This is a genomic window from Oceanobacillus saliphilus (assembly GCF_023522835.1).
Taxonomy (GTDB): domain Bacteria; phylum Bacillota; class Bacilli; order Bacillales; family Amphibacillaceae; genus Oceanobacillus; species Oceanobacillus saliphilus.
Genome location: NZ_JALCZU010000001.1, coordinates 536,013 through 550,269, shown reverse-complemented (window position 1 = coordinate 550,269; position 14,257 = coordinate 536,013). Strand labels below are relative to the sequence as shown.

Below are 14,257 nucleotides of genomic sequence, written 5' to 3'. Positions count from 1 at the left end.
GAATAAATCAATGAAACAAAAAATCATATTTATGGTAATAAATATGAATATTGGAGGAACTGAAAAAGCACTGCTAAACATGATAGCAGAAATGCCAAAAGAAAAGTATGAAATAACTATATTAATGCTAGAAAAATATGGGGGGTTTTTAGAATCAATACCAAGTGAAGTTAACGTGGAATATGTAGAAGAATACTCAAGAATAAAAGATATGGTGAACAATCCTCCAAAGGAAATTGCAATAAGTCTTCTAAAAAAAGGAAAGTTAATTAAGGGTTTTAATTTTACAATAATAACCTTAGTATCGAGAGTTTTAAAAAGTAAAAGATTGCTTTTTAAATATATTTTGAAAAATGTCCCTGAATTTAAAGCTGAATATGACATAGCTGTTGCTTATGCTGGTCCAATGGACTTCATAAGCTATTTTGTTGTTCATAAAATCAAAGCTGAAAAGAAAATTCAATGGATTCATTTTGATGTGACGAAGATTGGATTTGATAGGCAGTTTGCATCAAAGCTTTATCATAAATTCGATAAGCTATTTGTTGTTTCAGAAGAAGGAAAAGATAAGCTAATCGATAAATTACCGGATTTAGAAAAAAGGATAGATTCCTTTCCTAATAGGATTTCAACGCAACTTGTATTAGAAATGGCGAACAAAGGAAGGGGATTTGAAGATCATTTTACCGGATTTAGAATTCTTACTGTTGGCCGACTAAGCAAAGAAAAAGGCCAGGACTTAATTATTCCAGTACTAGCAAAACTGAAAGAAAATGGTGTTAATGTTAGATGGTATTGTATTGGAGAAGGAAGTGCTAGGGAAGAATATGAACAACTTATAAAAAAGCATGGTGTAGAAAAAGAATTTATCCTGCTAGGTGCTTATCCCAATCCTTATCCTTTTATGAAACAGTGTGATATTTATGTTCAGCCATCCCGTCATGAGGGATATTGTATTACGCTCGCCGAGGCCAGGTGTTTTAATAACCCTATTGTTAGCACTAACTTCACTGGTGCGAATGAACAATTGTCTAACAATAAAAAAGGGATAATTATAAATTTTGACGAGCAACAAATGATTTTGGCGATACTGCAGATTTTAAAGAATGATCAATTTCAAATGAAGCTAATTAATGAAACCCAGATAGGAAAGGTATCAATACGGAATAAAAAAATCTTAAGTTAATAAACGGTTCTTACCAAACTAGTTGTGATTAGATTTTATAACCAGGGGGATAAAAGAATGAAGAAAATAGTATTTATGTTAAGTAGTATGAATATAGGTGGTGTAGAAAAATCTCTTCTATCCCTGCTTAATGCTATACCAAAAGATAAATATGATATCACCCTGATGCTATTGGAAAAAAAAGGGGGGTTTATGCAATTTATTCCAGAATGGGTAAAAGTAAAGGAAGCAACATGGTTTAAACATGTAAAAACAATAGTTATGCAGCCACCTCAAGAAACTGTAAATTATTACATCCAGAATAGGGTATTTCACAAAATCCCAGCTTTTATAAATTCATATATTTTATCTGAAAAACTATTAAAAGATAGATACATATATTATAAAAATATTTTTAAAGCTATTCCATATCATGAGGAAGATTTTGATATTGCAATCTCTTATCAAGGTCCTACAGATATTATCGATTATTATATTGCGAATAAAGTAAATGCTAAAAAGAAAATATCTTGGGTCCACTTTGATGTTTCTAAACACATTATTAATAAAAAGTTATATCAAAGGTTATATAGAAAATTTGATAAAATCTTTGTTGTCTCCAAAGAGGGAAGAAAAAAGCTGGTAGAAAAAATTCCAAGTGTGTTTGATAAAGCTGAGGTATTTATGAATATTGTTTCCTATCAACTAATAAGTAAAATGTCAAAAGAGGAAGCCAATTTTGATGAAGATTATAAAGGAATAAAAATTGTAACAGTTGGTAGACTGTCAAAGGAAAAAGGTCAGGATGTTGCTATAAAGGCTTTATCAAGATTACGTAGGAGTGGGTATGAGGTGAGGTGGTATTGTATTGGTGAAGGTAATCAAAGAGAAGAATATGAAAGATTAATAGTAAAGTATGGCTTAAATGATGATTTTATATTAATGGGAGCAAGAACAAATCCATATCCGTTTATAGAAAAATCAGATATATATGCGCAAACCTCTAGGCATGAAGGCTACTGCTTAACTTTAGCGGAAGCAAGATGTCTGCGGAGACCAATAGTCACTACGAATTTTTTAGGAGCAAACGAGCAGATTACTGATGATTATGATGGTTTGATTGTGAATTTGGACGATGGAGAACTATACGAAAAGATAAAATATCTAATTGAAAATCCATCTAAATGTGTTGCCTTGTCTAACAACTTAAAAAGTTCGACTGTAAACACTACTGAGGAAATAAAGAAGCTATTAGACTATATTGCTTGAAATGAGGAATTTGAGAAATGAATCCAAAAATAAGTATAATTGTTCCTGTTTATAAAGTAGAGCCTTACATCCATAAATGTGTTGAAAGTATTATAAAACAGACATTTGGTGACTTTGAACTAATTCTTGTCAACGATGGATCACCAGACAGCTGTGGGGGTATTTGTGATGAATATGCGAGTAAAGATTCTAGAGTTCGTATCATTCATAAGGAGAATGGATGCTTATCGGAATCAAGAAATGTTGGTAGGACAAAAGCAGTATCCTAAAACCGTTAAGCTTCTTATAATAGCTACTAAGATAAACGCCCGTTTTTATAAATTACTAATTAATATTAAAGGAAGAAGGAGAGTAGTATGAAAAAGTACCTATTAAAGGGATATTATATGGTTTTAAAAATAAAAGAATTAATTACTGTTAAATATAATCAACTAATATCTTTAATAGTAAAGCCACCTATAGTACATAATACTGATGCAACACTAAACAAAATAATCAATAATAGGTGTTCTGTTAGTAGGTTTGGGGATGGGGAGTTTGGAATAATGATGGGAAGGGATCTTTCATTTCAAACCAATTCAATAGAGATAAACTGTAGATTAAAGGAAATAATTTCAAGTAATCAAGAGAATCATATTGTATGTATACCCAACGTCTTTGTTGAACTCTATTCATTTAACGATAATGCCCAAAACTATTGGTATAAATATCTAGGAAGCAATCGCAATAAAATTTATAACATGATTGATAAGAAAAAAGAATATTATGACTCACTTGTAACGCGCTTATATATAGATTATAAAGATAAATGTAAATCAAGAGTACGATTTGCAAAATTCAAAGAGCTGTGGAATGACAGAGATGTGTTAATTGTTGAAGGTGCACAAAGTAAATTAGGTCTGGGAAATGATCTATTTAATAATGTTCGATCTATCAATAGAATAATCTGCCCAGTGACCAATGCTTACAAAAAGTATGACGAAATTCTAAAGGAAGTGAAAAAACAAGATAGTGCAATATTAATATTAATCGCTCTTGGCCCTACAGCTACTGTATTAGCTTATGACTTATCAACTTTAGGATATCAAGCTATAGACATAGGGCATATTGATATAGAGTATGAATGGTTCCTTCAAGGAACTGTTGAAAAAGTTCCTGTAAAAAATAAATATATTGGGGATATAAAAGAGGGATGGAATGTAAATGATGTTAAAGATATAAAATATGAGAATGAAATTATAATTAGAATAGGGTGAGCAATATTCTTGCTCGGATGAAATAAAAGTAATAGAAATATTTTAAAAATAAGTTAGTAGAATGTATGAAGGTATTCTAATAATAAATTTGTTTAAGAGGGTGGAAAAACTAATGAACCCAATTATAAGTATAGTTGTTCCAGTTTATAACGTTGAAAGCTACTTAAAGGATTGTATAGATTCAATATTAGCGCAATCATTTAATAATTATGAACTTATACTTGTTAATGATGGATCGACAGATAGAAGTGGGGAAATTTGTGATGAATACGCTGCAAATGATAACAGAATAAAGGTTATCCATAGCGATAATGCAGGGGTATCTTCTGCACGAAATAAAGGAATTTATGCTGCTAATGGGAAATATATAGGTTTTGTTGATCCTGATGACACGATAAATCAAAATATGTTTGAATTATTATTGAATGCTTTGTTAGAATACAACTCTGATATAGTTGTTTGTCCATTTACTATAATTAATCAAATTAAAAATACTGTAACAATATCACCTGTTTGGGAAGAGAGTAACTGTGTAATAACTAAAGAAACTATTGAGACCGCAATAATTCCAAAATTATTAAGTTCTCAGGATTATAGCCTTATGGCTTGTTTTAACAAACTTTATAAAAAGGAAATCTTAGATAATACTAATATCAAATTTGATGAAAGAAGAAACAAAGGTGAAGATGCACGTTTAAATTTTTTGCTACTTACTCAAATTAATTCAATAGTATTTATAGACGATCCACTGTATAACTATAATATTCGGCAAAGGGAATCATTGTCTAGAGTTTTTGATAAAGACCTATATAATTATCTACTGGACAATAGAAAATTCGGCGTTTCTTTATGCTATAAATATAATGTTTCTGAGGCTATAGATAAAATAACGAATGATTATTTAATCAGTACTCTAAGCCATATGCAAAATGTTGTATTGAGTGATCTAACATATATTGAAAAGTATAATACTCTAGCAATAATAATGGGAGATTCAGATTTTAACAAGTATATATTAAACTTTAAATGTCCTTCAAAATATTACACTATACTGAAAAAAATATGTATTTTTAAGAATATCAATCTCTTTATTTGGCTGGTGAAATTTAAAAGGAGATTCCATAATTTTATTAAAATTATTATGATAGCAACGTAATAATATATAGTGGAAAATAATAAATAAACACAAATAACTAGAAACGACTAGATATTCTGATGTGAAATAATGGATGAGATAGTTTATATGTATCAGATGTTTTATATTTCATTTTGAAATAAAAAATGTATTAAAAATATGGTTAACTAAGCCATAGACAAGGTGTGTGAATATCTTAATGAATATATTTAATAAATTGTTGGAGTTATTAGATAAAAAGGAAAAGAAAAAGCTACTCATTCTATTCTTCATGATGATCATAGCAGCCATATTCGAAACGATTGGGATTGGATTGATTGCTCCATTTGTTGGTATTGTAACAAATCCGGAAATAATCCAGGATCAAGCGATTTTAGCTTATGTGTATGAATTATTTGGTTTCCAATCATCGAATAGTTTTATCATTTTTTTGGTAGCTTTACTACTTTCCGTATTTGTTTTCAAAAATTTATACTTGCTTCTGTTTAATTACTTACAAGTAAGGGTCACAACAAATCAACAAGTTAACCTGTCTCGTGATTTGTTTCAAGAATATTTAACAAAGCCTTATACATTTCACCTACAAAGAAACACAGCGGACTTATTGAGAAATGTAAATAATGAAGTACCTAGAGTATTTCAGGGAATTGTCATTTCAGGCTTTCAATTGCTTACGGAAATACTTGTAATAATATGTATCTCGATTCTGCTATTCTTTACAGCACCAATCGCTATGATAACAGCTTCTATCCTATTAGGTGGAAGTGTTTTTTTATTTTTTAAACTACAAAGAAATAAAATAGATCAACTGGGAGTCGAGCAACAAAAGGTAAGTGGTGCGATGATTAAATGGGTTAATCAAGGACTAGGGGCTAGTAAAGAAGTTAAAGTATCTGGAAAGGAAGCCTATTTTATTAAGTCTTACAAAGAACAAAGTCAGATTAATCGCAATAATATTAGATATATGAAAATGTTGGAAGTCATACCAAGGTATTTTATTGAAACATTAATTATAGCTGTCGTCCTTTTCGTAATGTTAATTATAATTTTACAAGGAACAAATACTGCTCAGCTTATTTCAATGATGGCACTTTTTGCGATGGCTGCAATTAGACTTATGCCTTCAATAAATCGAGTAGTTGCCTTGATAACTACAATACGATATAGTTTGCCGGCACTAAATGTAGTTTATGAGGATCTTTTTATGAATAAAGAGGAGAATTTATCTTTAAGTGAAAATGTAGTAGAGGTTAATAATGGGGAGAAGACTTTTAAAAGTTCCATACGGGTAAATGATGTTTCTTTTCAATATCCTAATCAAAAGGAATGCGCTGTGCAAAATATATCTTTAAATATTCCTATCGGTCAATCTGTTGCGTTCATAGGTGAGTCAGGTGCGGGTAAAACAACACTTGTTGATATTATCCTTGGTTTATTTCAACCAGAAAAAGGGAGTGTTGAAATAGATGGGAAAAACTTGCATAATCAAAGAACATTGTGGCAACAAAAAATCGGCTATATTCCCCAAACCATCTTTCTATCAGATGATACGATTCGAGGAAATGTTGCTTTTGGGATTGAAGCGAACCATATTGATGATAAAGAAGTATGGCGAGCGTTAGAACAGGCGCAATTGAAAGAATTTGTTGAAGCCCTTCCTGATCAATTAGAAACATCTGTTGGCGAGCGGGGAGTCCGTCTATCTGGAGGACAACGTCAACGCATAGGGATTGCTAGGGCATTGTACCATAATCCTGAAATTTTATTTATGGATGAGGCTACATCTGCATTAGATAATGAAACAGAAAAGGAGATTATGAGGGCGATTGATGGGTTAAAGGGTGAAAAGACATTGATAATTATTGCACATCGCCTTAGTACAATTGAGAATTGCGACATAGTATTTAAGATAAGTAAAGGTAGATTAGTATCTGTTGATAACAAGCTAGAAAGGTCGGTTATGTAGCTATTCACTTTTAAACGTGAATTAATTAGAAATAGTAATAAAGTAATAATTTTCTCTAAGATAATTAGCCTACTCAACAATAGGTGTTCTTAATTAGGAACAAAATGAAGAGCATAGGTACTATAAATAATTTGTATCGGAGATTAAAAATGAGTGCAATCGCCGGAATCTACCATTTTAACAAAGAGCCAATACCAAGTAACCACAGTTTTCTAATTATGAAAGCATTACAGAAATTCCCTGATGATGACGCAATGATTTGGCAGCAAGAGAACGTTTTCTTAGGTTGCCACGCACAGTGGATCACCCCAGAGTCAGTAGGTGAACCATTACCTTTTTACGATAATGAGAGACAGATGGCTATTACTGCTGATGCTATTATTGATAATCGCGAAGAATTGTTTGATATATTACAAGTAGATAGAGAGAAAAGGAAAATTATACCTGATAGTCAACTTATTCTACTAGCATACTCAAAATGGGGAGAAGATGTACCCAAACATTTAATAGGTGATTTTGCGTTTATGATTTGGGATGAAAAGAATCAAAAATTATTTGGAGCTAGGGATTTTTCTGGAGCTAGAACACTTTATTACTACAATCAAAACCATCGATTTGCCTTTTGTACAATTATGGAACCATTATTATCATTACCTTTTATTGAAAAAAGGATAAATGAACAGTGGCTTGCTGATTATTTGGCTATACCAAATATGATTGACACAATAGATACTTCAATAACTGTCATTAAATCTATTAAGGAACTCTCACCCTCTTCTACTATATCTGTAGTAGAAGGTAAAGTAATTGTTTCAAAATATAATATTTTAGAGTTAGGAAATAAAGTAAAGTTTAAGACAGAAAAAGATTATATTGAAGCATTTAGAGATGTATTTCAACAGGCAGTAGATGCAAGGTTGCGTACGTTCCACCCAGTTGGATCACATTTAAGTGGTGGACTTGATTCGGGTTCTGTTGTCAGTTTTGCAGCGAAATCTTTACTTAATCAGAATAAAAAGTTACATACTTATAGTTATATCCCTGAAGCAGATTTTACTGATTGGACACCTTACCATAGAATGGCTGATGAAAGGCCCTTTATCAAATCAACTGTCCAATATGTAGGGAATATTAATGAACATTATTTGAGCTTTGATGGTAAGAGTCCCATATCAGAGATTGATGAATGGCTCGAAATTATGGAGATGCCTTATAAATTTTTCGAAAATTCCGTTTGGATAAAAGGAATATATGAACATGCAAGCCAAAAGGGTATAGGGATTATGTTAAATGGGGCGCGAGGTAATCTAGGGATTTCCTGGGGAAGAGCATTAGACTATTATGCTATTTTATTAAAGAAGAGAAAATGGATTCAACTTTATTTTGAAGTGAATAAATATAGTAAAAATATAGGAGTTTTTGATAAGTTTAGGATATTTTCGGTTATAAAAGATAAGGCTTACCCAACTAATAAAAGGAGAACAAATGAATCTTATGAGCTACCAATGTTAATAAATCCAGATTTTGCAATGAGGACAAATGTATTTGATAGGCTACAAAAGAAAGGAATAGACTATAAAGGATTTTCGAAACAAAATATATACGACTTTAGGAAGAATCACTTTCAAGATGATTTTAGTTGGAATACAACAAATACATGTAATGCAAAATTATCGTTACGGTACGGACTATTGGACCGAGACCCGACTAATGATATTCGAGTCATTAGGTATTGTTTATCAGTACCAGAAGAGCAATATGTTAAAAACGGTGTAGATCGTGCCCTAATTAGAAAGGCAACAGAAGGGTACCTCCCGAATAATGTTAGATTAAATCAAAAAATTAGAGGTATACAAGGGGCAGATTGGATTCATCGAATGGCACCAGATTGGAACTTATTTTTAGAAGAGTTACAGCGATTAATAAAGGACTCTACTATTTCTGAATTTATTAATGTAAAAGTAATTAAAACTGCAATTTCTAAAGTTAAAGAAGGACCACGAGAAGAGTGCGCGTTTGATCCCGATTTTAGGATATTAATGCGCAGTTTAATAGTTTTTAGATATTTACAAACATTTCACTCTTAAGGAGGTGAGGAAAATGAAAGCATGGAACAAGCCGGTGTTGGAAGTTTTAGATATTAATATGACGATGCAAGGACCTGGAATTAGAGATGTCGATGCTACTTTTGTAGATGAGGATGAGGTGGTTCATCTTCATAAGAGCTAAATTTTTATATTTATCTCGTTAACAATACTATAAAATTGACCCCTTATACATTTCTCGTATAAGGGGTACCATTATTAGTTTATTTAGAATGACATATTGACAGGAAATATATAAAATGCTAATTTATATACATGGAGTTCTCTATAAAGAACAAAGCTGTATCTTAGTTAATTACTTGGAGGATAAAAATGGGTGCAATTACTGGTATTTTACATTTTAATAAAAAACCTATCTCTAAAGAAGATAGTTACAAATTAGTGGACTCCTTTGAACATTTTCCCTCCGACGCAATCCACACCTGGACTAACCAAAACATCTTCCTCGGCTGCCATGCCCAATGGATCACACCAGAATCTGTTGGTGAGCAAATGCCATACTACGATTACGACCGCCAGCTCGCAATCACAGCAGATGTGATTATTGACAATCGGGATGAATTGTTCCAACTGCTGCAAATAAACAGGGAGCAACAAAAAACAATACCGGACAGCAGGCTGATTTTACTGGCTTATTCCAAATGGGGGGAGGAAACGCCAAAATATTTGCAGGGTGACTTTGCCTTTATGATCTGGGATGAGAAGAATCAAAAACTATTCGGAGCAAGGGATTTTTCCGGAGCGCGAACCCTTTATTTTTATCGTAATGAAAATAGTTTTGCATTTTCAACAACAATCAATCCATTGTTCACTTTACCTTATGTTAAGAAAGAACTAAATGAAGAGTGGCTAGCTGAATTTCTGGCAATCCCAACGATGGTAGAAGCAGTTGATATGTTTTCGACCGTTTATAAATCTATTCATCAAGTACCACCTTCACATAGCATTACAGTTAGTAAGGGTAACGTATCCCTATCTAGATATTGCACAATTGACGTTAAAGAAGAGTTGAAGCTCAATTCAAATGAAGAATATGAAGAAGCATTTCGTGATTTTTTTCAGAAGGCGGTCCACGTTAGGCTTCGTACACATGGGGAAGTTGGTTCTCAATTAAGCGGTGGATTGGATTCAGGATCAGTCGTTAGTTTCGCAGCAAAAGCATTAAAAGGCCAACAGAAACCATTACATACATTCAGTTACGTGCCAGAAGATAGTTTTACAGATTGGACTTCAAGTCATTATATAGCTAATGAAACACCATATATAAAAGAGACTGTTAATCATGTTGGAAATATATCTGATAACTATTTAGATTTTAATGGAAGAAATTCCTTGTCAGAAGTAGATGACTTCTTAGACATTATGGAAATGCCGTATAAATTCTTCGAAAATTCTTTCTGGTTGAAAGGGATAAATGAAACGGCACAACAAAAGGGAGTAAAAGTGCTTCTAAATGGTGCGAGGGGGAATCACTCTATTTCCTGGGGATCGATGAATTTAACATACAATTTTTATACAGATTTATTAAAAAAAGCACATTTGATCCGACTTTATAAGGAGTTAGATGCGTATTGCAATAACTTTGGTACAGGAAAGTCAGTAATGATTCCGTTTGTTGCCAAGAGGGCAATTTCTCAAGCTGTTAAAAAGGAACGTTCTATTTCCCTATTTCCCACTTTTATTAACCCGTCATTTGCACACAAGACGCAAGTATTTGAAAAGCTGGAGTCATATGGATTTGATTTAAACAGCAGTCCTCAGAATCTAACGGAATATAGAAAGAATTATTATCAACAATTATTTCCTTGGAATAAAAGTGGTGTAGCAGAAACAAAGCTTTCTTTGCGCTATGGACTATGGAATAGAGACCCTACAAATGATTTAAATGTTATCCGATTTTGCTTATCTTTACCAAAAGATCAATATGTTATTGGTGGAATGGACAGATCAATTATACGCAGGTCTATGAAAGGCCTTTTACCTGATAACGTAAGGCTTAACCAGAGTGTCCGTGGGATACAGGGCGCCGATGTCGTGCATCGTATGACTCCTGGTTGGGGTATTTTTATCAATGAATTACAAGAGATTGCGAATGATAAAGAGTTAGGTGACTTTATTAATTTAGAAGTAATAAACGATGCTTTATTAAAGATAGGAACTGATCCTAAGCAAGAATTGATATTCACCAACGAGTTTAAATTATTAACACGTAGCCTGATTGTATATCGCTTTATAAAACGTTTTTAAGGGGGTGATAAACGTGAAAAAAGAATGGAACAGGCCAATATTAGAGGTGCTTGATATTAGTATGACGATGAATGGGCCGGGAAATGCAAACGCTGATTGCTTTGATGTATCAGATGGCAAAGAAGAAACCCATCCGGGGAAGTCAAATGCAAGTTGCTTAAGTTAAAATTAAAAAAGCCCTTAGACTTAATCTGAGTATAAGGGCTACTTCGTAAAGTAGGTGACTAAGATTGATGAGAGATGTATCGAAGTCAATTTTCTATAAGGCATTTGACTTGAAGATTAGAAGTGAATTTAAATTCACAGAATTAATACATGAATTTGAAAGTGTTTCTGATGTAGTAATTAAGGAAGATGAATTATCCAGAGAATGGTCAAAACTTTCAACACCAAACAACTACTTCTACGTCCAACCAAACCTATGCATGTTCCAGGTCCCGGAAGTAGCCATCTTCAAAATCGAGAACGGTACTACAATAACTGTCTCACCATACAAAAACGCCCAAGAAGACCAAATCCGTCTCTACATTCTAGGCACCTGTATGGGAGCATTACTAATGCAGCGGAAAATCCTGCCCCTGCATGGCAGCGCGATCGCGATTGATGGCAAAGCATATGCAATCGTAGGAGATTCAGGAGCGGGAAAATCAACACTGGCCTCTGCTTTCTTAAACAGAGGCTATCAACTTCTTAGTGATGATGTCATACCTGTATCTTTGTCCAATGGAGGCATACCTATAGTAACTCCAGCTTATCCACAGCAAAAGTTATGGCAGGAAAGTTTAACAGAGTTTGGGATGGAATCGGAAGGACTAAGGCCAATCATTGATAGGGAAACAAAATTTGCTATCCCGGTTACAGATCAATTTGTATCCGAACCAATACCCCTTGCTGGAGTTGTTGAACTAATAAGAAACGATAGCGATGAAATTGAGATGTCACCAATTCAAAATCTGGAGCGATTACACACTTTATTTACGCACACATACCGAAACTTTCTTATCTCCCGCTCAGGCTTAATGGAATGGCATTTCGAAACAACAGCGAACATCGTTAATAAGATAGATTTGTACCAGTTACGCAGACCTAGCAATCGATTTACAGCCCATGAGTTGGTAGATGTGATGTTATCGAAATTTAACAGTAAGGAGAGAGTTATATGATGAAGACTGTTTCTGTAAAAGATGTTGTAAGTCAGGTAGAAGGCAATATTGTCAGTGATATGGACGGGGAAAAAGTCATGCTCAGCATTCAAAATGGTAAGTACTATAACTTGGGAGATATTGGTGGGGAGATTTGGGACGGAATGAAAGAACCAATTGCCATTCAACAACTTATTGCTACACTCATTTCCCAGTATGATGTGGATGAAAGCGTATGTGAGGAGCAGGTAATGTCTTTTATTAACCTCTTATATGCTGAGGGACTGATTACACTTATAGATGAGCTCGCATCATAAGAAAGGAAAGGCCATTATGAAAAAACTAAAGGTTTTTTTAGCTTTAAACAAAGAAACGAAAATGCTCTTAGTTGAATCATACTTTTACTTAGCATGGGCTCGAGTTTTAAAGCTCGCTTCCTTCTCGAAAGTGGCACCCTCTTTAGGGAATCAAATGGATGAAACATCTCTCGAGCTTAATCCTGAAACTAGGAAAACACTGGCTGCTATATCACAATCAATCCATCTCATGAGTCGCTATACATTCTGGGAGAGTGAATGTCTTGTGAAAGCGATGGCCGCTATGAAGATGCTTGAGAAACGGCATATTGAGAGCACGCTTTATCTTGGGACTGCAAAAGATGAATCCGGAAAATTAATTGCGCATGCATGGCTTCGCAGTGGTCCTTTTTATATTACAGGCAAAGAAGGAATGGAGCGTTTTACAATCGTTCGTAAATTTGCTAAAAACGTCTGATAGATAAGGGGAAAACAATGAAGAATCTACTGAATTTAAATACTGCAGACATACCCAAGGAAGTGCATCTTATTCTCGAATTACTGAAATATGATGATCCTACTCTAATTAACTCCGAGATGTTCAAAGCTATTAATTGGGGCGATTTTATCGATTTAAGTCAACATCATCGTGTATACCCGGTCCTTTATTCAAAATTAAAAGGGCTTGGAGAAGATGTCATACCTTCCTATGTCATTCAACATATTTCCCAACTATATAAGAGAAACACCTTTCAAATGCTTCAATTAAGTGGCGTCATGGAGCAGGTGAGCAGATTGTTTTCAAACATGCATATCCCGGTGATTTTTTTGAAAGGTCCCATGCTGGCTCATGATCTTTATGGCGATATTTCTCTCCGTACTTCCAGTGACTTGGATTTTATCATTCCGATGAAGCAACTTTCAAAAGCGGAAGCGCTTCTTTTAGAGCAAGGCTACCAAAAAGACGATTATATTGAAACCGTGTTAGGCGATTGGACTTGGCGCCATCATCATGTTACCTATATTCATCCTCAAACGAACATCAAGCTTGAAATCCATTGGCGGTTGAATCCTGGACCTGCTAGGGAACCGAGCTTTAAAGCATTATGGGAACGTAAGCGAATAAGCGATCTGACAAGTTTTCCGGTTTATTTACTGGCGAAAGAAGACTTATTTTTATTTCTAACTTCCCATGGTGCGCGTCATGGATGGTCACGCCTTCGTTGGCTGGTCGATATCCAGCAGCTAATAAAGCAAGATATCGATTGGGATAGAGTTTATAAACTATTAAAGAAATTCCACTATCAAAGGGTTGGAGGACAAGCGATAATTTTGGCTGCAGATGTATTGCATGTAAAGCTGAATCGTAAAATGAAGTTACTTGCATTCACAAGGTATTCCAAAAAACTAGCACAACAGGCGGTATTCTACCTGGAAAGAAAGATAAATCTACATACAGATCCAGTACCAGAAGCGATATCCCGCTATCATAAACGTTATTTGTTTGCTTTAATGGGTTATCGGCAAAAGTTTTTCTTTATCATGAGCTTCCTCTACCCATATCCAGAAGATCAGCAAACACTGCCATTACCGAAAGCGTTTCATTTTCTCTACTTCCCGTTAAGACCGTTTCTATGGGCGTGGAGAAAGACGAGAAAACACGCACTACCATAGGG

The 14,257-nt window shown here is 33.9% G+C and carries 13 protein-coding genes and 1 pseudogene; all 14 read left to right on the top strand.

Annotated features, from left to right (window positions below; genetic code table 11):
* Nucleotides 1-10: 10 nt before the first annotated feature.
* Entirely contained in the window at nt 11-1,186 is a 1,176-nt protein-coding gene (locus MN204_RS02335; RefSeq protein ID WP_249869456.1) for a glycosyltransferase, read from the top strand.
* A gap of 57 nt (nt 1,187-1,243) precedes the next feature.
* On the top strand, nt 1,244-2,434 hold the full coding sequence (locus MN204_RS02330) for a glycosyltransferase (protein ID WP_249869455.1): 1,191 nt from the start codon (nt 1,244-1,246) through the stop codon (nt 2,432-2,434).
* Between the two features lie 17 nt (nt 2,435-2,451).
* Nucleotides 2,452-2,682: pseudogene (locus MN204_RS02325) on the top strand (glycosyltransferase family 2 protein); the annotation flags it as partial.
* A gap of 108 nt (nt 2,683-2,790) precedes the next feature.
* The gene (locus MN204_RS02320) at nt 2,791-3,690 is read left to right on the top strand and encodes an SP_1767 family glycosyltransferase (protein ID WP_249869454.1); all 900 of its coding nucleotides are present in this window, start codon (nt 2,791-2,793) and stop codon (nt 3,688-3,690) included.
* 112 nt (nt 3,691-3,802) lie between these two features.
* Complete coding sequence (locus MN204_RS02315; RefSeq protein ID WP_249869453.1) at nt 3,803-4,846, top strand: glycosyltransferase family 2 protein; 1,044 nt, start codon at nt 3,803-3,805, stop codon at nt 4,844-4,846.
* 178 nt (nt 4,847-5,024) lie between these two features.
* Nucleotides 5,025-6,791 carry an ABC transporter ATP-binding protein gene (locus MN204_RS02310; RefSeq protein WP_249869452.1) on the top strand — a complete coding sequence of 589 codons (1,767 nt, stop codon included), beginning with the start codon at nt 5,025-5,027 and terminating at the stop codon, nt 6,789-6,791.
* Between the two features lie 149 nt (nt 6,792-6,940).
* Nucleotides 6,941-8,878: an asparagine synthase-related protein gene (locus MN204_RS02305; protein ID WP_249869451.1), complete on the top strand. Its 1,938-nt coding sequence runs from the start codon at nt 6,941-6,943 to the stop codon at nt 8,876-8,878.
* Nucleotides 8,879-8,891: 13 nt separating this feature from the next.
* Entirely contained in the window at nt 8,892-9,020 is a 129-nt protein-coding gene (locus tag MN204_RS02300) for a paeninodin family lasso peptide (protein ID WP_249869450.1), read from the top strand.
* Nucleotides 9,021-9,208: 188 nt separating this feature from the next.
* Nucleotides 9,209-11,143: an asparagine synthase-related protein gene (locus MN204_RS02295; protein ID WP_249869449.1), complete on the top strand. Its 1,935-nt coding sequence runs from the start codon at nt 9,209-9,211 to the stop codon at nt 11,141-11,143.
* Nucleotides 11,144-11,156: 13 nt separating this feature from the next.
* Nucleotides 11,157-11,309, top strand: a complete 153-nt coding sequence (locus MN204_RS02290; RefSeq protein ID WP_249869448.1) for a paeninodin family lasso peptide — start codon at nt 11,157-11,159, stop codon at nt 11,307-11,309.
* Nucleotides 11,310-11,373: 64 nt separating this feature from the next.
* A complete protein-coding gene (locus MN204_RS02285; protein WP_249869447.1) occupies nt 11,374-12,306 on the top strand; it encodes an HPr kinase/phosphorylase in 933 nt (310 codons plus the stop codon).
* Nucleotides 12,303-12,602: a lasso peptide biosynthesis PqqD family chaperone gene (locus tag MN204_RS02280; RefSeq protein ID WP_249869446.1), complete on the top strand. Its 300-nt coding sequence runs from the start codon at nt 12,303-12,305 to the stop codon at nt 12,600-12,602. Before MN204_RS02285 ends, MN204_RS02280 begins: the two co-directional genes overlap by 4 nt.
* 16 nt (nt 12,603-12,618) lie before the next feature.
* Nucleotides 12,619-13,059, top strand: coding sequence for a lasso peptide biosynthesis B2 protein (locus MN204_RS02275; RefSeq protein WP_249869445.1), 441 nt, complete (start codon nt 12,619-12,621; stop codon nt 13,057-13,059).
* 17 nt (nt 13,060-13,076) lie between these two features.
* The gene (locus tag MN204_RS02270) at nt 13,077-14,255 is read left to right on the top strand and encodes a nucleotidyltransferase domain-containing protein (protein ID WP_249869444.1); all 1,179 of its coding nucleotides are present in this window, start codon (nt 13,077-13,079) and stop codon (nt 14,253-14,255) included.
* The last annotated feature ends 2 nt before the right edge of the window (nt 14,256-14,257 follow it).

Bases quoted from the DNA above. Each gene is read 5' to 3' on its own strand.
- MN204_RS02335 (WP_249869456.1), top strand. From the start codon at position 11: ATGAAACAAAAAATCATATTTATGGTAATAAATATGAATATTGGAGGA.
- MN204_RS02330 (WP_249869455.1), top strand. From the start codon at position 1,244: ATGAAGAAAATAGTATTTATGTTAAGTAGTATGAATATAGGTGGTGTA.
- MN204_RS02320 (WP_249869454.1), top strand. From the start codon at position 2,791: ATGAAAAAGTACCTATTAAAGGGATATTATATGGTTTTAAAAATAAAA.
- MN204_RS02315 (WP_249869453.1), top strand. From the start codon at position 3,803: ATGAACCCAATTATAAGTATAGTTGTTCCAGTTTATAACGTTGAAAGC.
- MN204_RS02310 (WP_249869452.1), top strand. From the start codon at position 5,025: ATGAATATATTTAATAAATTGTTGGAGTTATTAGATAAAAAGGAAAAG.
- MN204_RS02305 (WP_249869451.1), top strand. From the start codon at position 6,941: ATGAGTGCAATCGCCGGAATCTACCATTTTAACAAAGAGCCAATACCA.
- MN204_RS02300 (WP_249869450.1), top strand. From the start codon at position 8,892: ATGAAAGCATGGAACAAGCCGGTGTTGGAAGTTTTAGATATTAATATG.
- MN204_RS02295 (WP_249869449.1), top strand. From the start codon at position 9,209: ATGGGTGCAATTACTGGTATTTTACATTTTAATAAAAAACCTATCTCT.
- MN204_RS02280 (WP_249869446.1), top strand. From the start codon at position 12,303: ATGATGAAGACTGTTTCTGTAAAAGATGTTGTAAGTCAGGTAGAAGGC.
- MN204_RS02275 (WP_249869445.1), top strand. From the start codon at position 12,619: ATGAAAAAACTAAAGGTTTTTTTAGCTTTAAACAAAGAAACGAAAATG.
- MN204_RS02270 (WP_249869444.1), top strand. From the start codon at position 13,077: ATGAAGAATCTACTGAATTTAAATACTGCAGACATACCCAAGGAAGTG.